Annotated in this window: 20 protein-coding genes and 1 pseudogene; 10 read left to right on the forward strand and 11 right to left on the reverse strand. The window is 63.8% G+C overall.

Annotation, left to right across the window (positions count from 1 at the left end; genetic code table 11):
• Positions 1–3 precede the first annotated feature (3 nt).
• Positions 4–504, forward strand: a complete 501-nt coding sequence (locus BWR02_RS13950) for a TPM domain-containing protein (protein ID WP_139558543.1) — start codon at positions 4–6, stop codon at positions 502–504.
• Positions 505–1,077: 573 nt separating this feature from the next.
• Positions 1,078–2,523 (forward strand): BamB-related PQQ repeat family beta-propellar protein, encoded by a 1,446-nt coding sequence (locus BWR02_RS13955; protein ID WP_139558545.1) that lies wholly within the window; start codon positions 1,078–1,080, stop codon positions 2,521–2,523.
• 81 nt (positions 2,524–2,604) lie between these two features.
• Here BWR02_RS13955 and BWR02_RS13960 read toward each other — a convergent pair whose 3' ends face one another.
• The 3 genes and pseudogenes from BWR02_RS13960 to BWR02_RS13970 all read right to left on the reverse strand — a co-directional run bounded on the left by BWR02_RS13960 (position 2,605) and on the right by BWR02_RS13970 (position 5,519).
• Positions 2,605–3,447 (reverse strand): F0F1 ATP synthase subunit gamma, encoded by an 843-nt coding sequence (locus BWR02_RS13960; RefSeq protein ID WP_162560166.1) that lies wholly within the window; start codon positions 3,445–3,447, stop codon positions 2,605–2,607.
• Positions 3,431–4,940 (reverse strand): annotated as a pseudogene (locus BWR02_RS13965) (F0F1 ATP synthase subunit alpha). The gene BWR02_RS13960 and the pseudogene BWR02_RS13965 overlap by 17 nt, the downstream one beginning before the upstream one ends.
• A gap of 15 nt (positions 4,941–4,955) precedes the next feature.
• A complete protein-coding gene (locus BWR02_RS13970) occupies positions 4,956–5,519 on the reverse strand; it encodes a glutathione peroxidase (RefSeq protein WP_139558551.1) in 564 nt (187 codons plus the stop codon).
• A 21-nt stretch (positions 5,520–5,540) separates the two neighbouring features.
• Between BWR02_RS13970 and BWR02_RS13975 the strand changes: the two genes are divergently transcribed.
• Complete coding sequence (locus tag BWR02_RS13975) at positions 5,541–6,305, forward strand: ribonuclease T2 family protein (protein ID WP_162560167.1); 765 nt, start codon at positions 5,541–5,543, stop codon at positions 6,303–6,305.
• Positions 6,306–6,374: 69 nt separating this feature from the next.
• Entirely contained in the window at positions 6,375–7,844 is a 1,470-nt protein-coding gene (locus tag BWR02_RS13980; protein ID WP_268921419.1) for a UvrD-helicase domain-containing protein, read from the forward strand.
• A 187-nt stretch (positions 7,845–8,031) separates the two neighbouring features.
• Here the strand turns inward: BWR02_RS13980 and BWR02_RS13985 are convergent, their stop codons facing one another.
• From BWR02_RS13985 to sseA, 7 genes are read right to left on the reverse strand one after another with little or no spacing between them, the layout of a single operon-like run.
• Positions 8,032–8,769, reverse strand: coding sequence for a F0F1 ATP synthase subunit delta (locus BWR02_RS13985; RefSeq protein WP_139558557.1), 738 nt, complete (start codon positions 8,767–8,769; stop codon positions 8,032–8,034).
• 10 nt (positions 8,770–8,779) lie between these two features.
• The gene (atpE, locus tag BWR02_RS13990) at positions 8,780–9,046 is read right to left on the reverse strand and encodes an ATP synthase F0 subunit C (RefSeq protein WP_139558559.1); all 267 of its coding nucleotides are present in this window, start codon (positions 9,044–9,046) and stop codon (positions 8,780–8,782) included.
• Positions 9,043–9,738, reverse strand: coding sequence for a F0F1 ATP synthase subunit A (locus BWR02_RS13995; protein ID WP_139558561.1), 696 nt, complete (start codon positions 9,736–9,738; stop codon positions 9,043–9,045). The genes atpE and BWR02_RS13995 overlap by 4 nt, the downstream gene beginning before the upstream one ends.
• Before the next feature lie 4 nt (positions 9,739–9,742).
• Positions 9,743–10,018 (reverse strand): AtpZ/AtpI family protein, encoded by a 276-nt coding sequence (locus BWR02_RS14000; protein ID WP_139558563.1) that lies wholly within the window; start codon positions 10,016–10,018, stop codon positions 9,743–9,745.
• Complete coding sequence (locus BWR02_RS14005; protein ID WP_236102240.1) at positions 10,015–10,410, reverse strand: F0F1 ATP synthase subunit delta/epsilon; 396 nt, start codon at positions 10,408–10,410, stop codon at positions 10,015–10,017. Before BWR02_RS14005 ends, BWR02_RS14000 begins: the two co-directional genes overlap by 4 nt.
• A gap of 8 nt (positions 10,411–10,418) precedes the next feature.
• Positions 10,419–11,810: a F0F1 ATP synthase subunit beta gene (gene atpD / locus BWR02_RS14010; RefSeq protein WP_236102242.1), complete on the reverse strand. Its 1,392-nt coding sequence runs from the start codon at positions 11,808–11,810 to the stop codon at positions 10,419–10,421.
• A gap of 21 nt (positions 11,811–11,831) precedes the next feature.
• Positions 11,832–12,692, reverse strand: a complete 861-nt coding sequence (gene sseA, locus BWR02_RS14015) for a 3-mercaptopyruvate sulfurtransferase (RefSeq protein WP_139558567.1) — start codon at positions 12,690–12,692, stop codon at positions 11,832–11,834.
• Positions 12,693–13,022: 330 nt separating this feature from the next.
• Here sseA and BWR02_RS14020 point away from each other — a divergent pair, with 330 nt between their 5' ends.
• Positions 13,023–13,865, forward strand: a complete 843-nt coding sequence (locus BWR02_RS14020; RefSeq protein ID WP_139558569.1) for a class I SAM-dependent methyltransferase — start codon at positions 13,023–13,025, stop codon at positions 13,863–13,865.
• Between the two features lie 71 nt (positions 13,866–13,936).
• Here BWR02_RS14020 and BWR02_RS14025 read toward each other — a convergent pair whose 3' ends face one another.
• Positions 13,937–14,179, reverse strand: coding sequence for a YheU family protein (locus BWR02_RS14025; protein ID WP_139558571.1), 243 nt, complete (start codon positions 14,177–14,179; stop codon positions 13,937–13,939).
• Between the two features lie 183 nt (positions 14,180–14,362).
• Here BWR02_RS14025 and BWR02_RS14030 point away from each other — a divergent pair, with 183 nt between their 5' ends.
• The 5 genes from BWR02_RS14030 (at position 14,363) to rimO (ending at position 19,477) form a co-directional block, all read left to right on the forward strand.
• Positions 14,363–14,680 carry an H-NS histone family protein gene (locus BWR02_RS14030; protein WP_139558573.1) on the forward strand — a complete coding sequence of 106 codons (318 nt, stop codon included), beginning with the start codon at positions 14,363–14,365 and terminating at the stop codon, positions 14,678–14,680.
• An 813-nt stretch (positions 14,681–15,493) separates the two neighbouring features.
• Complete coding sequence (gene fabA / locus BWR02_RS14035; protein WP_129882710.1) at positions 15,494–16,009, forward strand: 3-hydroxyacyl-[acyl-carrier-protein] dehydratase FabA; 516 nt, start codon at positions 15,494–15,496, stop codon at positions 16,007–16,009.
• Between the two features lie 10 nt (positions 16,010–16,019).
• Positions 16,020–17,237, forward strand: coding sequence for a beta-ketoacyl-ACP synthase I (fabB, locus tag BWR02_RS14040; protein WP_139558575.1), 1,218 nt, complete (start codon positions 16,020–16,022; stop codon positions 17,235–17,237).
• Positions 17,227–18,096 carry a tRNA 2-thiocytidine(32) synthetase TtcA gene (gene ttcA / locus BWR02_RS14045; RefSeq protein WP_139558577.1) on the forward strand — a complete coding sequence of 290 codons (870 nt, stop codon included), beginning with the start codon at positions 17,227–17,229 and terminating at the stop codon, positions 18,094–18,096. The genes fabB and ttcA overlap by 11 nt, the downstream gene beginning before the upstream one ends.
• 70 nt (positions 18,097–18,166) lie before the next feature.
• The gene (gene rimO / locus BWR02_RS14050; RefSeq protein ID WP_139558578.1) at positions 18,167–19,477 is read left to right on the forward strand and encodes a 30S ribosomal protein S12 methylthiotransferase RimO; all 1,311 of its coding nucleotides are present in this window, start codon (positions 18,167–18,169) and stop codon (positions 19,475–19,477) included.
• Positions 19,478–19,676 lie beyond the last annotated feature (199 nt).

The following is a 19,676-nucleotide window of genomic DNA, read 5'->3' on the forward strand; positions in this document are numbered from 1 at the left end:
CCCATGGCACTGAAGCGCATCCTCAAGCATCTGTGGTTTCCCGACTGGACGCTCCGCCGGCGTTTTCCCGCACCTGCACTGCAGATGATCACTGCGTCGATCGGCGAAAGCGAGCGGGGCCATTCGGGCGAAATCTGCTTCGCCGTAGAGGCTTCGCTGTCACTGGACCGCCTCGCTCGCGGACAATCGGCACGCGGCCGGGCGCTCGAACTGTTTTCCCTGCTGCGGGTCTGGGACACCGAACACAACAACGGCGTACTGATTTATGTGCTGTTGGCCGATCGGGACGTCGAGATCCTTGCCGACCGCGGCATCGCCCGCTGCGTGCCGCAGGAGCACTGGGCAGCGATCTGCGACCGCATGGAGGACGAGTTTCGCGCAGGTCGCTTCGTCGACGGCGCGCTGGCCGGCATCCGCGAGGTCGGCGGGGAACTCCGCACACATTTCGCCGGCGAAGACCGACACGGCGACGAATTGCCGAACGAGCCCCATCTGCTGTTCTGAGGACTACACAGGACCATCCAGGCAGGCCGCAATCGCCTGCGTCTCGCGATACCCAGCGCCACGAACCGGCGACGCGGAATTCTGGCGACGGTCCTTGTGAAATGGAAAGCGCTCGCCCCTCGACGCCAGAGCCGCCCCTGTCACGAGCCGATGGACCCCGAGTCCGAGTCTGCTCGGCCACTGAAGAATCCAGCTAAACCGCCGCCCCGAGGCAGCGGCCACCGCTCACTTCCTTCCTATTCGGGCTCGGTGAGTTTCGGGTCATACCACAGTCATCTGTGCCCCTGCACACGCTGCGGCTGCCCGATCGGCGCCGTTGTGGACCCGGTGAGCTTCATAGGATCTGCTTTCGAGAGTCCCGAAACCCGACTGACGTGGAGACGAACAGCCCGCCGGCTGGAATCAGCGTTCGCGGTCAGATGCGCCAGCGATCAGCGCTAATCCGTGTTGCCGAATTGACCCTCGGCGCGTATGGTTTCTGCTGCTGTCCTCGGGGGGGAGGGCTGACCCTGCCGCGAAGCTACACGGCAGCCCGACTGCCGGCATTGGCGTCATCGCAAACCCAGGTGAATCATGAAACGCCGATCCCCCATCAGGTGGACCATCGACTTTTGCGGCGCCTTAGCGCTGTGGCTCCTGACAGGTACCGCCCAAGCCTGGGTCACCGTCGAACCGCCAGTGGCGCCGCCAGCCGGCACCGTGACCGTGACGGGCTCGCATTTCCGGCCCGACAGCCCGGTCGAAGTCTTCCTGAGATGGAAGCGCTGCTCGGTCACGGCCGACGCGAAGGGCCAGTTTGCCTGTGCCTTCAAGGTGCCCAAAAGTCTCGAGCCCGGCGCGCGCAGCATCTGGACCGTCAACCGCGCCAACGGACGCTGGATCAGGACGCCGTTTACGGTAGGCGACGCGGTCGCGGAATGGCCGCAGTACCGCTATTCGCCGGAGCGCGCCGGAGCCAGCCCGAACGAAACCGTTCTAAATCCCTCAAACGTCGCCGACTTGTCTTTGCGTTGGACATTTTCCACCGGCAGCTTAGTGCACAACTCGGTTTCCCTGGCGGGCGGCGTGGCCTACTTCGGTTCGTTCGACGGTTACTTGTACGCGGTCGATGGCAAGACCGGGCAGCCGGTCTGGCGCGTCAAACCCGCCCCACCGGGCCCGCACTGCTGCGGGACATTGATGAACACGGGCTCTCCGGCCGTAGCGAACGGCAAGGTCTACATAGGCACGATCGACCATTATTTCTACGCGTTCGACCAGAAGACGGGCCGGCAGCTGTGGGGTATCGACACCAAGGATGACTTGGAGGGTACCTCCCCGACGGTGGCCGGAAACGTTGTCTATATCGGTGGCGGCTGCCCCGAATCCGATTGCTTCAATGGCTTACGGGCACTAAACGCCGAAACCGGCGCGGAAATCTGGAAGGTGAAAGTCGACCGCGGCGTCGCAACCGGCGCCACCGTCGCCGACGGCGTCGTCTACGTCGGGTCGGGCGCCGGCAACGTCTACGCACTCGATGCAGCGACCGGGGCGACGCTCTGGAAAACCGGCCTGGGCAGGACCCAGATGAGCTTGTCCGCGGCCTTGGTCGACGACGTGCTTTACTTAGGATCGAGCGGCGGGGCGGTGTACGCGATCAACACCGGAGACGGGTCACTGCTGTGGTCTGCGACCTTGCCCACAAATAGCTTCAGCGGGCCTGCCGTGCAGGGGGGTACCGTCTACATCGGTGCTGGCGGTTTCCTGTATGCCTTCGATGCGGAATCCGGGAACGTACTCTGGTCAGCCGACCTTGGTGGACAGGTCATCTGGTCGAGCCCGACCGTGGCCAACGGGGTTGTCTACTGCGGCTCCAATGGCGGCGGAGTCGTGGCCGTCGCCGCAGCCGATGGACGCCGGCTTTGGAGTGCCCTGGCAGGACAAACAGTCCATTCGGCGCCGACCATAAACGATGGCGCAGTCTATCTCGGTTCCGAGAACGGCCGCGTCTACGCCTTTGATCTGGGCATAAGCAAATAGCGTCGTGGGCTAGCATGGGTCCGGCGGATCGTCCCAATCCGATGCGATCGTACAGAGTCTTCTCCCGGGGCGTCCGGACCCTCAATCCTCCCCCGGCACCACCAGATCCGCACCGAGCAGGATCACTTCCAGTTCCTCGGTGATTTCTTCCTGACGCAGCGTCGACTGCCGGCGAGCCAGATCCGCCAGAGTCTCGTCCAGGCGCTGCGTCGCGCCTTCCAGGTGCTGCACGCGACGCTGGTGCTCGTGCAGTAGCGACGTGAACACGATGTGGTGCAGCTCGGCGAACAGGTATTGCTCGACGAGCTCCGAGAAAAAAGTCGGCGGGGCCAGATTGAGCCGCAGCGGATTGCCCATGGCCGGTTGGGGCCACTGAAGGTCGGAGAAGGCGGGCAGCAGGACCGTTTCGACGATATGCCCGGACTCACCGCCATGATGCACGGCAATCAGGGATAACGCCCCGAGTTGCTCCGTCAGCCCGCCCAACAGCGATACGAGCTGTTGCAGCAATGGCGGGACATCGTCGGCCGTGGTGGGACCGTCCAGTATCCGGAGGCGGTCTCCAAGCGGGTCCAGATCACCCTCCAGCTTACGGCCGATGGCAACGACCACCGCAGGTCCTTCCCCAGTCAGCGCAAGCACCCGGTCGCGTACGAGCGCATTGAAGTCGCCGCAAAAACCCCGCTCCGTACCCATGGCGAGCACTACGGGCTGCGCCAGTCCTGCAATCGGCGCGACCGCCGGGTAACTGGCCAGGAAATCCGCGGCCGCGGTCCGGATCGTCGCGACCACGGCGCGCTGGCAGTCGATGAACCTCGCGAGCTTGCGCGCCTCCAGCAGCGAAAGCATCCGCATCGAGTCCATGATCTCGTCGACTTCACCCAGCGTGCGGATGCGGCGCTGCAGTTCATGCCGCCGGGTCATGGACCGCCTCGGTATGCGTCTCGAACCAGCGCTGCAAGGAATCGACCCACAGCGCACGGGGCGCCTCCATACCCGGGCTGCGTCCGGACCATCCGTCGAACAGGCCCTGCAGCGTCGCAGCGACGCGGTCCAACGGCACCGCATCGAACAGCCCCTCGTTGAAGGCGATCAGCCAGGCCAACTGGCACTCAGGCGACAACGGCGCCAGCCGCTCCTGCTTCAATAACTCGCGGAGAATCCGGCCCCGGCGGATCTTCCCCTCCATCCCGGCTTCCAGCTTGGCACCGAAGCGGGTGAACACTTCGAGTTCCAGGAATTGCAGATAGTCCAGCTTCATCCGGCCGGACTCGTCCTTGACGCACGGATGCTGCGCTCGACCGCCGATCCGTGACACCGAGCGGCGAATGTCGACGGCCGGTCGGAATCCCCCGGCGAACAAGTCAGCGTCGAGATAGACCTGCCCATCGGTGATCGAGATCAGGTTGGTCGGGATATAGGCGCTGATCTCGCCCTGCATCGTCTCAACGATCGGCAGCGCGGTCATGCTGCCGCCGCCGTAGGCCTGGCCCAGGCTGGTCGCGCGCTCCAGCAGGCGCGAGTGCAGGTAAAAGATGTCGCCCGGATAGGCCTCTCGCCCCGGCGGCCGCCGCAACAGCAGCGACAGCTCGCGATAGGTGCGGGCGTGTGTGCTGAGATCGTCGTACACGACCAGCGTATCGCGGCCCTGGGCCATCCAGGCCTCGGCGATTGCACAACCGGCGAATGGCGCCAGGTACTTCAGCCCTGGCAGCGCGCCGGCCTCCCCGACGACGACCGTCGTGTAGGACATCGCATCATGCGCGCGCAGCGTCTCCAGGGTGCTCACGACGGTCGAACGTTTCTGCCCAATCAGCACATAGACGCAGGCCACGTCGCGTCCGCGCTGGTTGATCACGGTATCGATCGCAATCGCGCTGCGGCCCGTGCCTTCATCGCCGATGATCAGCTGTCGCTGACCCTTGCCGATGGGCACCAGTGAATCGATGGAGCGCAAACCCGTATAGAGAGGTTCGCGGACGAATTCCCTAGCGATGATCGGTGGCGCAAGAATGTCGAGCGGGCGCCGCTCGGCGACCTCGATAGACCCCGCGCCGTCCAGCGGCTGGCCGATCGGATCAACGACCCGTCCCGACAGTGCATCCCCAACCGGAATGCTCAGCGATTGACGCGCACGCCGAACGGGCGTACCCGCCGTCAGCGCGGCGCTCTGATGCAGCAGGATGGCGCCGATCTGCTGGGCCATCAGGTCGAAGACGACCGCCCAGCTGCCGTCTTCGAACTCCAGGACATCGTCCATGGCGGCCGACGGCAGGCCCTTGATCCAGGCAATCCCATCGCCAACAGATGCAACGACGCCCCGCTCCGACACCCGGAGCCCAAAGCGGTAGCCGGCCAGTTGTTCGGCTTTACGAGTCAGGAGTTCGCGGTTGGGCATGCGGAGGCGTTCGATTCATCCCGCCGCGCCCGAGTCAGCGCGCCGGTCCGGCCGTGCCCACAGGCAGCAGTGCTTCGATCTGGCTCTGCAGTTCCGGGCTTTCGGGTGCGATCCGGGACGGAAACGCACGCATGACCTGTCCGTTGGCATCGATCAGGTATTTGTAGAAATTCCATGCCGGCGCTTGACCCGTTGCGGCGGTCAGCTTGCGGAAAAACGCATTGGCATTATCTCCCGTTACGGCCGTCTGCGCGAACATGGGAAAGGTCACGCCGTAATTGATATAACATACCTCTGCGGTCTTCGCCGGATCATCGTATTCCTGATCGAAGGCATCCGATGGGAACCCCAATACGACGAGGCCGCGGTCGCGGTATTTTTGGTACAAGGCTTCGAGCCCCTTGAACTGCGGCGTGTATCCGCACTGGCTGGCCGTATTGACCGCAAGAATGACTTTGCCCCGATAGCTGTCGCAGAAGTCGATGGTCTCCTTGCTGCGCAGCTTCTCGAGGGAAAAATTCAAAAGATCCGGGCAGGATTCGGCGGTCCAGGCCGTTCCGCTGGCCAGCAGCAAGGCGAAAATCCAGGCACTTTTCATGACTCATCTCCCATAGCGGTTGTGTCAATCCTTCACTTCGACCGGAGCCGTCGTCCAAGGTTTACCCGACGCACCGCACAGCGCCTCGTTCTGCCGTGCGCCACGTCGTTCCTGCTCGGCAGCGCCGTTGCCTGGGCGAAGCCATCCTGCCGGGTTGACACGACGCGGGAGAAAGTCTATCGCCTCGAACTGACCGTGCCTGCCACCTATTGCCGTAAGGCGGCCGACGAACCCGATTGCCGCGACTTCCCGAAGCGGACGCCAATCCAGTTGCATGGCCTGTGGCCCAACTACGAATCGGGCTATCCGCAAGGCCGTTGCTCGCAGGCGGAATGTCGCGAGCAATTCGGCACCGCGGGCCGTTATTGCGGCTATCCGGCCCTCCCGGACGTCTACCGGACGGACTGGTGGCCCGGACTGAAGGATTACATGGCCGGCACCGCGAAGTGCCTGGAACGTCATGAGTGGGTCAAGCACGGCACCTGTTCGCCGATGGATCCCGAGCCCTATTTTCACTGGTCGCTGGCGACGACCCGCCGCATCGCCGATGCGCTGGCACCGCTGGCCGACCAGCCCTTGACCCGCCGGCAGTTCAACGACGTCATCCGGACCCGTCTGCCCGAACTGGCCGGCAGTCTGCGCCTGAGTTGCAAGGGCGGTGCCTTGTCCTCGGTGTATGTGTTGTACGAATGGGGACCTCAGCCCACCCGTCCGATTCCGACGCGCGAGAGCGGGAGCCATTTCGGGAATTGCCGGGACCCGTTCGTGATCCCGTCCCGCCCCTAGCGAGGACCGGCCCTGAGCGCTGCCTGGCCTGAAACCGAGTCCCTGACGAAGACCGCGTCCGCGCTGCGCCTGACCGAGCAGCAGCGCGCGGCGATCGAGGCAGATACTCCGATTGTCAAGATCAACGCCGTCGCCGGCAGTGGCAAGACCACGACCCTGATCGAATACGCGGCGCGGCGGCCCGACCAGGCGATCCTCTACCTGACCTACAACAAGTCGGTTGCCGAAGAAGTCAGGGCCAAGGTCGTGCAGCGGGCACTGCGGCACGTCGCGGTCCATACGATTCACGCACTGGCCTACCGCCACACCAACGCCAGCCGCTTCGAGCTGGAGCACGAACTCAGCGAGTGGCGCCTGCTCGAACGTTGCATCCCGGCCGCCGACCGGCGCACACAATCCGGCCTGCTGCTCGCGTGGCTGCTGAAGGATCTGGTCAACTACTACCTGAACTCGGCTCACCCCGGCATCGACGACGAGTTGCTCGAGCGCTATCAGCTGGACACTGCCCCACAGGCCCGCGTCATCGCGCTACTGACCCGGCGTGGCGGCGAACTGCTCGGGCTGGTCCGGACCCTACTGGGGGAAATGCGGAGCGGCGCGCAGCCGGCGGTACACGACTTCTACCTGAAACTGTTCCAGTTCTCGCGGCAGCCGCTCCCTTACGACGTGATCCTGGTCGACGAAGCCCAGGACACCTCCGGCGTGATGCTGTCGGTCGTCGAGCGGCAGCCGGCCCGCAAGGTCTTCGTCGGCGATACCTTTCAGCAAATCTATGGATTCCGGCACGCGGTCAACTCGCTGGAGCGGCTGTCGGCCAAGGCCTTGCCTCTAAGCCAGACCTTCCGCTTCGGCGATGGGCTGGCCAAGCACATCGCGAAGCAAGTCAATGAGGCCTACGCGATGCTCGGGGAAACTGGGACCGTCGCCATCGAAGGCACCCGCGCCCTGACCCGCTTCGGCTCGAAAGCCCCGGACGATGCGCGCCCGCTGACGCTGATCGCACGGAGCAACCTCGGCCTGTTCGAGGCCTGTCTGGAGCGGCTGTCCGAAAACGACACACGGTTTTTCTTTCAGGGCGGCTACGCCGGCTATTCCTTCCTGAATGCCCGCGTGGCCGGTGCATTCTTCCTGAGCCAGGGCCGCCGCGAAAAGGTGCGTGACCCGTTCCTGAGTCGGTTCCAGAGCTTTCCCGCGTTGAAGGACTTCGCGCAGCAGACCCAGAACCAATCGCTGCAGAGCATCATCGGGCTGGTCGAGCGCTACGGCGGCACGCTGTTCGAGTTCGATAAACAGATCAAGGCCCGGCTGGTCGAGCGGCCCGACGCCGACTTCATCTTCACGACGACGCACAAGGCCAAGGGCCAGGAATACGACCATGTCGAGATGCTGCGCGACGACTTCCTGACGCGAGCCGATCTGTTGCGCACGCTGAAGCAAAAAGGGGACGACGCCGATCCGCTGAAGCTGCGCGAGGAGGTCAACGTCTATTACGTAGCCGCGACCCGGGCCAAGCATTCGATCAAGTTAGCGCCGTTTTGAATCCGGGGATCGGGGCGTCGCGCGCACCATGGGCGCGGTACATCTGCTTTGTGCGCACAGCGGTTTCGTGCGCACGGTGCACGGGGGTGACGGCGCCGACGCCACTCGACTCGGTCCCACGCCCAGAGCCAACCGCCCGCTCTTTCCCAAGCGATTACCTGGCTGGCGACCGACGCTGTCCTTGCAGTCACTCCGCCAGTCGGAAAAACTCGAGCTCGTCGTGCAGGTTGGCGTGCAACAAAAGCGGACCGAGTTCGAAGCGCAACCCGGCGATCAGGCCGGGATCCGTTATGAAATCGCAGGCGATAGGGTGGCCGAGCTGAGCGCTGAGGGCTTGCTGCAGGTCAGCGCGCTGCTGTTCTCCCAGCGGGAATGCGCTCATCAGACGGGCGCGGCCACCCCCGTCGCCGCCCTGGGCAGTCACCGCCTCCCAGCGTTCCTCCGGAACCTGACTCAAATCGTCGATGAACAGGTCGAGCAGGCGCGCTTCCAGCTCGGGGCCCGCGACGCGCTCCAGCAACCGTGCCGCGAAACGCCCGCCCAGTTCCAGCGACTGTTGCTCCAGATCGGACTGCTGAGCCGAAAGACGCCGCTGCGCCAGGATATCCGCCTGTTGGCGCTCGGCTTCGAGGCCTTGCCGAAACGCGTCCATCAACCGCGTCTTTTCGACATTCAGGTCCGCCAGCCACTGTTCGCGGGCCAACCGCTTTTCCTGCTCCCAGGCGGAAAGACGCTCAGCGTACTGGCGCTCCAGCGCCTCGGACCGAGCCACCTGCGCGGCGGCTTCGTTCAGGCTGGACGCGATCGCTCGCCGGCGCTCCTCGATCACCGCCGCAACCGGGCGGTACAGGAAACGACCAAGGATCCACACCAGGATCAGAAAATTGATGACCTCCAGCAGGAAGGTCCAGGGGTTGAAGCCCACGCGCGCGGTCCTATTTGATCAGGTACTCCAGCAGGGGATTCCGGAACAGCACGATCAGCACGATCACCAGCGCGTAAATCGCCAGCGACTCGATCATCGCCAGCCCGATGAACAGGGTTCGCATGATGGACTTCTCGGCATCCGGCTGTCGCGCCAGCGCATCCAGCGCCTGTCCGATCGCCCGGCCCATTGCCAGCGCCGGCAGCATCACCGCGAGTGCGATACCCAACACCGCAGCGACGGTGGAGGCGATCACTAACCACGTCATCTCGTTCATGAACTGCCGTTCTCCTGCTCCGGCTCACTGAGTTGGCTCTGGATGCCGCTGGCAATGTAGATCAGTGCCAGCGTTCCGAAAATATACGCTTGTACCAAGCCTTCGACGATGTGCAACATCAGGATCGGCACCGGCACGAACAAGCCGGCGATCAGCAGCAGCAACAGCGCGATCATGTCCATGCTCATCATGTTGCCGAACAGGCGGACGGCGAGAGCAACCGTGCGCGTGATCTCGCTGAGCAGATGGAACGGCAACAGGATCGGATTCGGACTCAAGTAATGCTTCAGGTAGGCGCGCCAGCCCTGGCTGCGAATGCCGAACCAGTGCACCGAGAAATACACCAGGACGGCCAGCGCCGACGTCACCGACAAGTCCCTGGTCGGCGTCTCGAACCCCGGAATCAGGCTCAGCAGGTTCGCGACCCCGAGATACAGCCACAGACTCAGCACGAAGGGCGTCACGCGGAGGTAGTCCCTCGGCAGTAACTCCCGGACAGCGTTCTCGCAGGCCCCGACGATGCCTTCGAAGACAACCTGCATCGGCCCTGGCATCTGGCGCAGTCGGCAGCTCACCGCCCATGACCCGATCCAGAACGCTGCCATGATCAGCCAGGTGTAGACGATGCTGTCGGCGATCGCGACCGGTCCGAGCGTGAACAGGGTGCGGGCGCCAGGCTGCAGGTCATCCATCGCGTCACTCGTGCCGCTTGATCAGCAGGTACGCACTGTAGACGCCGACCACCAGCCCCGCGAACAACAGGCTCAGCGTCCAGTGTATACAGAAGCCGGGCAGCCGCTCGTCCAGCCAGCGGCCGAGAAAGGCGCCGCCCACCATCGGCAGCACGACGACCAGACCGAGTGTGCCGAGATAGGCCGTCTGGGCCAGCAGGCCCGGACGGTCGCGCTCGGCCTGCCGCATCCGCTCGACGCGTCGCCGAATGGTGGCCTCCCAGCGCGCATCGTCCTTCATCGACCACCCCAGTCGCGCCCGATTTGCCAGACGCGTTTCAACATTTCCTGCTCCAGCCGACGCAAGGACTGCTTGAACTCGTGCAGTTCGCGCTCTTCGGCTATCAGCTGCTCGCGCAACTCCCGCGCGACCTCCTCATAATCGGCATGCCGAAAGAGCCGGCGGGCGCACAGCGACAACTGATCCCCGCGACAGTACAAGACCCCGCCCGGCACCGCGAGATACTCCCAGGGACCCTGTGCGATCCTGAAACGCGCCAGCCCGAAACCCAACACCGTCGCGAAGCGCTCATGGCCCGGTCTGAGGCCGAAGCTACCCGACGCGTCCTCGCCGACGAAGGACGAAACGCCGGCAATCCGCTCGCACTGCGTCGACTGTTGGAGCTGTAGCACGAAGGGTCTCATTGGTCCGGCATGGGTCCGCGCATGTAGCATTGCTCCTCCGGCACGGTGTCGAAGGTGCCGTCAAGAAAGCCCTCGCAGTCGTCCAGCGTCCGCTGCAGCGACACACTGCAGCCGGCAAGACCGGTCTGCGAGGCCGTCACGAAAAACGGCTGTGTCAGATAGCGCTGCAGCCGCCGCGCGCGCAGCACGATCTTGCGGTCGCTTACCGACAATTCTTCGATACCGAGCATCGTGATGATGTCCTCCAGTTCGCGATAACGGGCCAAGTGCTCACGGACCGCCTCGGCTACGGCGTAGTGCCGCTCCCCGAGCACCCGCCGGTCCATCAGCTTGCTACCCGATTTCAGCGGATCGACGGCCGGGTAGATGCCCTTCGCCGCCTGATCGCGCGACAGCACGACGGTCGTGTCGAGGTGACTCAGAATAGCGCTGACCGCGGGGTCCGTCATGTCATCGGCCGGCACGTAGACAGCCTGAACCGAGGTGATCGCACCTGCCGGGGTGGACGTGATCCGCTCCTGGATCTCGGCCACTTCCGTCGCCAGCGTGGGCTGATAGCCGACCGTCGCCGGCATGCGCCCCAGAAGACTGGAAATTTCGCTCCCCGCCTGGACGAAACGGAAGACGTTGTCCATCAGAAACAGCACTTCGGTCCGCAGCGTGTCGCGCAGATACTCCGCATAGGTCAGTGCGGACAGTCCCACCCGAAAGCGCACGCCGGGCGACTCGTCCATCTGGCCGTAAATCAGCAGCGAACGGTCCAGCACGCCCGCTTCGCGGAGTTCGTGCCAAAGCTCATGACCTTCGCGGATCCGCTCGCCGATACCGGCGAACACCGACACGCCGCGATGCAGTGCAATCACTGCATGCATGAACTCCATGACCAGCACGGTCTTGCCGACCCCGGCTCCGCCGAACAGGCCGGTCTTGCCGGCGCGCACGAACGGGCACAGCAAATCGATGACCTTGATGCCTGTCTCGAGGATCCCGGCCGCCCCCACGGACTCCCATAAGGGACGCGGCGGGAAATGGATGGACCGGCTGTCGGCGGCGGCCAGTGCCGGCAGTCCGTCGAGCGGTTCGCCGAATAGATTCAGCAAGCGCCCCAGGCAATCGGCACCGACCGGGACACGCAACGGCGCGCCGGTGTCGTAGACCGGGAGGCCCCGCTCGAGCCCTGTCGTCTGATGCAAGGTAATTGCGCGGACGCGCCGTTCGTCGAGATGTTGATGGACCTCGAACAGGTAGGTCTCGGAGTCGATATCGGCGTACAGAGCCTGCCGCAGCGGTGGGAGGCGGCTGCACGCGATGACGACGACAGGCCCATGGACCTCGGTGATCGTGCCCACGGGGCGCGCCACCGTGATGCCGGGCTCGTGGTCAGCCACCGGACACCCCGCACCGGATCGCTACGGACCGGTCGCGATCGGGGTGTCCGCGCGACCGCCCCATTCGGTCCATGACCCGTCATAAACAGGGACATCGACGCGACCGAGCCGGTACAACGCGAGAGCCAGGATCGCTGCCGTCACGCCGGTACCACAGGTTGTGACCAGCGGCTCGCGCAGGTCGAGTCCGGCCGACCGGAAGGCGCTCGCGAGTTCGGACTCGGCTTTCATGCAACCGGTTTCGGAATCGATCAGCCACTTGAAGAACAGGTTGCGACTGCCGGGCAGGTGTCCGAAGCGCAGCCCGGCACGCGGCTCGGGTTCGCTGCCGGTGAAACGACCGGGGGAGCGGGCATCGACGATCTGCACTCCGGCACCATTGACCAGAAGGCGCATGGCCTCCAGATCACGCACCAGCTCCGGGCGATAAGCGGCTTCGAAGCGGCACGCAGCCCTTGGCAACGCAGGCGCCGATTGCTCGGAGTGTCCCCGGGCTCTCCAAGCGGCCAGTCCGCCATCCAGCACCGAGACGCGGTCGTGTCCGAACACGCGGAACATCCACCACGCGCGGGCCGAAGCCATGAACGAGTTGGCGTCATAGAGCACCACGTGAGTCCCATTGCCGATGCCTAAAGCGCCCACGGCGGCTGCGAACTCGGCCGGCTGAGGCAACATGTGAGGCAGCGCGGACCGCCGATCGGCAACGGCGTCGATATCGAAAAACTGGGCGCCGGGGAGATGCGCTGCGCGAAACTCGGCAGCCGCATCGCGACCCTGGTTCGGCAGGAAGAAGGTTGCGTCCAGCACCACGCTCCCGGCAGTGCCGAGACAGGCGGCCAACGCTTCGCAATCGAGCAGCGCGGGAGTCGATCCGATGGTCATGAACAGGACCTCGCTAGGCTCGGTTTCAGGTGCAAGACGGGGTGCGACGCTTGGAAATCGGCGTGCGGACTTGCTGCGTCCGATGCCGACACGCACTGTAGCTTGGCCTGCGAGCATGCGGGTCGGCACGTCGGATTGTCAACCGGGGGCCGATCGATCAGAGTCCCGCGTGCTGCGACAAAGTACACGGGAACATCGGGCCTGGGGCCTCGCCGCGCAACTCGATCCAGCCGGGAGGTCTGCTACACTCGGCGCGGTGCGGGACAGCGGATTTTGCGCCCTGCCGCACCCAACGGAACAGTCCATCCTGGCCAACCCGCACCTTCACCGATGACGAAGATTCCGGTTCCGTCGCTCGATCCCGGCCGCTATGCCGAAACCTTCGCCGTGTTCGTCGCACGCTCGCTGGAATACCCCCAGATGGTCGCCGAACTGGCCCGCATGACCCGCGCGGAGTGCCCGGAAGGCTACCGGATGCTCGATATCGGTGCCGGAACGGGTCAGGTGATCCGGGCGCTCGCCGAAGGCGACGGACGCAGCCCGGGCCACTACACGGCGTTCGAGCCGAATCCCCGGCACGCTGCAGCGCTAGGCGCTACCTTGCAGCAACTTGGTCTGCCGCATCAGGTGCATGCGTGCCCGTTCTCGACCACAACCGAACTCGGCACTCCCTACGACTTCGCACTTTTTTCACACAGTCTTTATTGGATGGAGGACCCCGCCGCGACAATGCTCCATGCAGCGACAGCGGTAGTACCTGGCGGCAAGGTGCTGGCCTTCATCGCCGGACCCTACGGCGTCCACGCGATGTTTCCGTTGTTCGAGCCGCTGCTTGACCGCACCAGTCCGATGCTGCAGAACAATGCCATGAGCAGTCTGGAACTGGTGCGGGGGCTGCGAACACGCGGCGTCGAACCGGACCTCAGGATGCTGCCGACGCCGATCGACCTGACCGGTCTGTTCGATCCTGCCGGTGAGGCCGAACTCGACGAATTCATCTCGTTTTGCCTGCAGCTCGAGTTCAGCACGCTCCCGGCCTGGCTGAAGCGCGACATAGTGGACTACGTGAGGGGCGGGTGCGTAACGCAGGACGGCTGCCTGTACTGGTATCTTCCGACCGCCGCCGTGACACTGTCCGGGCAGTGCGCGGTCCCCAGCACGACGCGGACCTGAGCATTCAAGGTGCACCACCGCGATAACGCATGCGCCTGTCGCCCGATACCGCCGTAATCCCCGTGAGCCCATCAGTCGGACTGTCGTTCTCCATTCGCCGGTACCACCCTCTCGACCGGAAGAATGGTGCAGCATTCCTCGTCCTCGTCGAAAATGATCACCGCGTTACCCAGTTCCAGCTGCCGCTGCACCTGGCTGACGCGGACTTGCAATGGCGTCTCCTGCTCACCGTAATCCGTGCCATCGCGAGTTACGAATTCCTCGATAAGGCGCTGAAGCGTGTCAGGGGTAAGTTGGCGGTGAGGAATAATCATCGTCTTAGGGTCAACAGAGAAACCTTTCCATCCAATTTCGGAACCAAATGTTATCCGGCTATTTTGATCTAACCGTCATAGCGATAGAATAAGCGGGTAAGGTCTGATGCGGCGACTACTCCGCTGGCGATGCCTATTGCGGCCGCCCCTCAGCAACATGTTCCACTTTGCACGACATTCACCATGACCGATTTTTCAAAACTCTCCGAACAGGAACTGTCCGTATTGATCGCCGACGCATCCAAGGCGCTCGAAGCGAAACGCCAGCAGGCGCGCCGCGATGTTCTGGCCCAGATCAAGTCACTCGCCTCTACGATCGGTGTCGATGTTCAGATAACCGAACAGGCTCCCGAGGCAAACACCCGGAAGGGCTCCAAGGTTGCGATCAAATACCGTGACCCCGGCAACCCAAACAACGCCTGGAGCGGGCGTGGCGTGAAGCCTCGCTGGCTGCAGGAGTATGTGGACCAGGGACGGTCGGTCGACGAGTTTCGGGTCTGACGAACTCGCAGGGCACTTTTGTACCGTCAGGCGGCGGAGCTCGACACCGCTGCCTGATCTGGCCGGATCGATCGGGAAATACCCGGACCATCATGCGTTAGTCTCAATGACAAGCGAGCGGCCAGTGTACGCCCCCCTCCTTAAGCAGCGGAGTGGCTCACCGCGTCAATACTCGCCATTAAACACCGAGCCGCGGGCTTCGACACAACTGCGAAGGTATGACTCGGAGCACTCGGAATCGTCTTAGGCCATTCTGCCAATAAGGCCAAGACTTTTCGAATAGAGAAAGTGGAAGCGAGAGGCCGGAAACGTTTTTCTCCTCGCCCCCCGCGCAGCTTCGTAAGCACACTTACACCCGCCCGGCCAGCCCGTCACCAGGCCTACGGGCGAAAAAGAGCCGGTGCGATCTTTTCGATGAGCTGCTGCAGGCCGTATTTCCCGCTCAACGTCAACCCTCTTCCAGGTCGCGAAGCGTGCGTCAGCAACACCAAGTGCGGCATCTCGCGGATGTCCAATTCGCCCGTGCTCACCCGCCAGTTACGTCCAGCCAAATCAGCCCGACATTGGCGCGATCCTAACATTCGCCCCACAGGCCCAAGAAGCAGCGGCTTGAGTGTGAGCTGACAGCTCGCCGCGCGAGACCCGCGGTCGCCAGGTACCGGAAGCGCGTACTGGCGTAAGCTGCTCTTTCGGTATCTTGAGCCCCTCTTCGCGGCGAACCGCCTAACCCCGCTCCGACAGGAAAGGCCGCATATGGTTCGCGAAACGCGTTTCCCGCTATAATGCGCGCTTTTCTGCCGCGGAATCCTGCTCATGCAGCGTCAAGAACAATACGATCGGGAGGAGCTGCTTCGTTGTGGTCGCGGCGAGCTATTCGGTCCCGGCAATGCCCAGTTGCCGATGCCGCCAATGCTGATGTTCGATCGCATCACCCGCATCAATGCGACCGAGGGGCCATATGAAAAAGGTCTGATGCTGGCCGAACTCGACATCAAGCCGGACCTGTGGTTCTTCGGATGTCATTTCGAGGGCGACCCGGTCATGCCGGGCTGCCTGGGGCTCGACGCGATGTGGCAAATGGTCGGCTTCTATCTCGGATGGATGGGCGGCCAGGGACGCGGGCGGGCGCTCGGCGTCGGCGAGGTCAAGTTCCGTGGCCAGGTGCTGCCGCACAACAAATTGGTCCTGTATCGTATCCACTTGAAACGAGTCATGATGCGCAAGCTGGTCATGGGCATCGCCGATGCCGAGATGGAATGCGATGGCCGCGTGATCTACGAGGCCACCGACCTGCGGGTCGGTCTGTTCACCTCCCCGGACGCCTTCTGAGGGAAAAACTATGAAACGCGTGGTTGTCACGGGTATCGGTATCGTATCCAGCATTGGTCACAATCGCGACCAGGTCGCTGAAGCCCTGCGCAAGGGTCACTCGGGCATCCGTCATAGCGACGAGTACCGTGACCTCGGCTTCCGCAGCCATGTTTGCGGCCCTGTCGAACTGGACCTCGACGAACTGATCGACCGCAAAGTCCGTCGTTTCATGGGGGATGGCGCCGCGTTCAACTACCTGGCGATGCAGGAAGCGATCGGGGACGCAGGCCTCGAGCCGCATGAAGTCTCCGACCCCCGAACAGGCCTGATCATGGGTTCGGGCGGCCCATCGACGTCCAACATGCTGCTGGCCTGGGACACGTTCCGGGAAAAGGGCATCAAGAAGGTTGGGCCTTACATGGTACCGCGCTCGATGTCGAATACGAACTCGGCCTGCCTCGCAACGCCTTTCAAGATCAAGGGCGTCAACTACTCGATCAGCTCGGCCTGCGCGACCAGCGCGCACTGCGTCGGCAATGCCGCGGAGCAGATCCAGCTCGGCAAGCAGGACATCGTGTTCGCCGGCGGCGGCGAAGAAGTGCACTGGACGATGACCCTGCTGTTCGATGCGATGGGTGCCTTGTCATCCAAATACAATGACGAGCCGCAGCATGCCTCGCGTCCCTACGATGCAGACCGCGATGGGTTCGTGATCTCGGGCGGCGGTGGCGTACTGGTCGTCGAGGAGCTCGAACACGCCAAGGCGCGCGGCGCAAGGATCTATGCCGAACTCGTCGGGTACGGCGCGACGTCCGATGGCTACGACATGGTGCAGCCCTCCGGCGAAGGCGCGGTACGGTGCATGCAGCAAGCCATGGCCACCGCCGGTACGGCCATCGACTACGTCAACGCCCATGGCACCAGTACACCGATCGGCGACATCCGCGAACTGGAAGCCGTCAAGGCCGCATTCGGCGACAACATCCCTCCGATCAGTTCGACCAAATCGCTGACCGGGCATGCGCTGGGCGCCGCCGGGGTTCATGAGGCGATCTACTCGTTGCTGATGATGGAAGGCCAGTTCATCAGCGCGTCCGCCAATATCGAGCGCCTTGATCCGGGCGCCGAGGGCGTGCCCATCGTCCGCGAATACCGCGAGAACGCGGTCCTGAATACCGTGATGTCGAACAGCTTCGGTTTTGGTGGCACGAACGCGACATTGATCTTCCGTCGCTATGGCGGCTGAGCTGCGCCTGTCGCTCAGCGACAGGGAGCGGTACGAGTTCAACAAACTGCAAAAACGGCTGCGTCGTCTGACCGGCGAGGCCATCGCCGACTACGACATGATCCAGGGCGGCGACAAGGTCATGGTCTGCCTGTCGGGCGGCAAGGATTCCTATGCACTGCTCGACATCCTCCTGGGTCTGCGCGAGAACGCCCCGGTGGATTTCGAGATCCTCGCGGTCAATCTCGACCAGAAGCAACCCGGCTTTCCGGCCGATGTGCTGCCGCGCTACCTGTCCGGCCTGGGTATCCCCTTCCATATCCTGGAGCAGGACACCTATAGCGTCGTGAAACGCGTCATCCCCGAGGGCAAGACGACCTGCGGCCTGTGCTCGCGGCTGCGGCGCGGCTCGCTCTATACCTATGCGGCGGCGAACGGCGTTACCAAGATTGCGCTGGGCCACCATCGGGAAGATATCCTCGAGACGTTCTTCCTCAACCTGTTCTACGGCGGAACCTTGAAGGCGATGCCGCCGAAGCTGCTCAGCGACGACCGGCGCCACATCGTCATCCGTCCCCTGGCCTACTGCCGTGAAAAGGACCTCGCGGAGTACGCCCGTATCAAGGACTTTCCGCTGATTCCGTGCAACCTGTGCGGATCGCAGCCGAACCTTCAGCGCCAGGCGATGAAGGAAATGCTGCACGGCTGGGAGAAACGCAATCCAGGCCGCGTGGAGACCATATTCCGCGCGCTGCAGAATGCCTCTCCATCGCAGCTCGCCGACCGGCAGTGGTTCGACTTCGCCGGCCTCGAGGCCCTGCGCGGGACAGCGGCAAGCTGCGGGGACACCAACGCCGGACTCGAGATTCTCGCTTTGTGACATCGGCCGCCGGCGCCGCGCGGCCCGCCTTTCTTAAATACCGGCCCGGCCGTGGCCTCACGGTGATCCCATGAACCTTCCCCGCCTCGGATTCGTCAGCCTCGGTTGCCCCAAGGCGCTCGTCGATAGCGAGCGCATCATGAGCAAGCTGCGGGCGGACGGCTACGCACTGGTCCCCAGCTACCGCGATGCCGACCTCGTGGTCGTCAACACCTGCGGCTTCGTCGATGCGGCCGTCGAGGAATCCCTGGACGCGATCGGCGAGGCGCTGGCCGAAAACGGCCGGGTCATCGTGACCGGCTGCCTTGGCGCACGGGCCGAGGAGATTCGCTCACGCTATCCGAATGTGCTCGACATCAGCGGCGCACATGCCTACGAGCAGGTCGTCGGCGCAGTGCATGCCCACCTGCCGCCACCGACGGGAGATTTCGACAGCCTCGTCCCGCCACAGGGGATCAAGCTGACGCCGCGACACTATGCCTACCTGAAGATTTCCGAGGGCTGCAATCACCGTTGCACCTTCTGCATCATCCCGTCGATGCGCGGCGAACTGGTCAGCCGGCCGGTCGGCGAGGTCATGGACGAAGCGGAACGCCTGGTGAACGCGGGCGTGAAGGAACTGCTGGTCGTCTCGCAGGATACCAGCGCCTACGGCGTCGACCTGAAGTACCGCACCGGCTTCTGGGGCGGCCGACCGCTGCGGACGCGCTTCTTCGATCTGGCACAGGCGCTGGGCGACCTCGGCATCTGGATCCGCCTCCATTACGTCTACCCCTACCCCCATGTCGACGAGGTCGTGCCGCTGATGGCCGAGGGCAAGATCCTGCCCTACCTCGACATTCCGTTCCAGCATGCCAGCCCGGATGTACTGAAACGCATGAAGCGGCCTGCCGCCACTGAAGACACCCTCGCGCGCATCCGGCGCTGGCGCGAAATCTGCCCCGACATCACGATCCGCAGCACCTTTATCGTCGGCTTTCCGGGGGAGACCGAGGAAGACTTCGAGTCGCTGCTCGCGTTTCTCGACGAGGCGCAGCTCGATCGTGTCGGCTGCTTCACCTACTCTCCGGTCAACGGCGCCGCGGCGAACGACTACCCCGATCCGGTACCCGAAGCGGTCAAGGAGGAGCGGCTCGAGCGGTTCATGGCCGTCCAGTCGCAGATCAGCGCGGCGAAGCTGCAGAACCGGGTAGGACGCACCGACACGGTGCTGATCGACGAGGTGGTCGAGGAGGGCGCAGTGGCCCGCAGCCGTGCAGACGCGCCCGACATCGATGGTCAGGTGTTCATCGACGGTGCGACCGATCTGGAAGTCGGATCGTTCGTTCGGGTCGAATTCGAGGAGGCCGACGAACACGATCTCTGGGCCCACCTCGCGTGAACCCGGTCGGTATCGATCGCCTCGGCGTGCGGCCAGATATACCGCGCAGAGGAACGACCGGCTGACGCTGCGGAAGATCTGACCGGCTCAGATGTCCCCCTCCTCGCGCGTCGCAGGGATGCGCTGATTCCGTCCCAGGCACGAACGGCCGCGAGGGTGGTGCCAAAAACGCCGGCGACCGTCGAGAATCTGATCGAAA

This window comes from Methylotetracoccus oryzae, from assembly GCF_006175985.1.
GTDB lineage: Bacteria > Pseudomonadota > Gammaproteobacteria > Methylococcales > Methylococcaceae > Methylotetracoccus > Methylotetracoccus oryzae.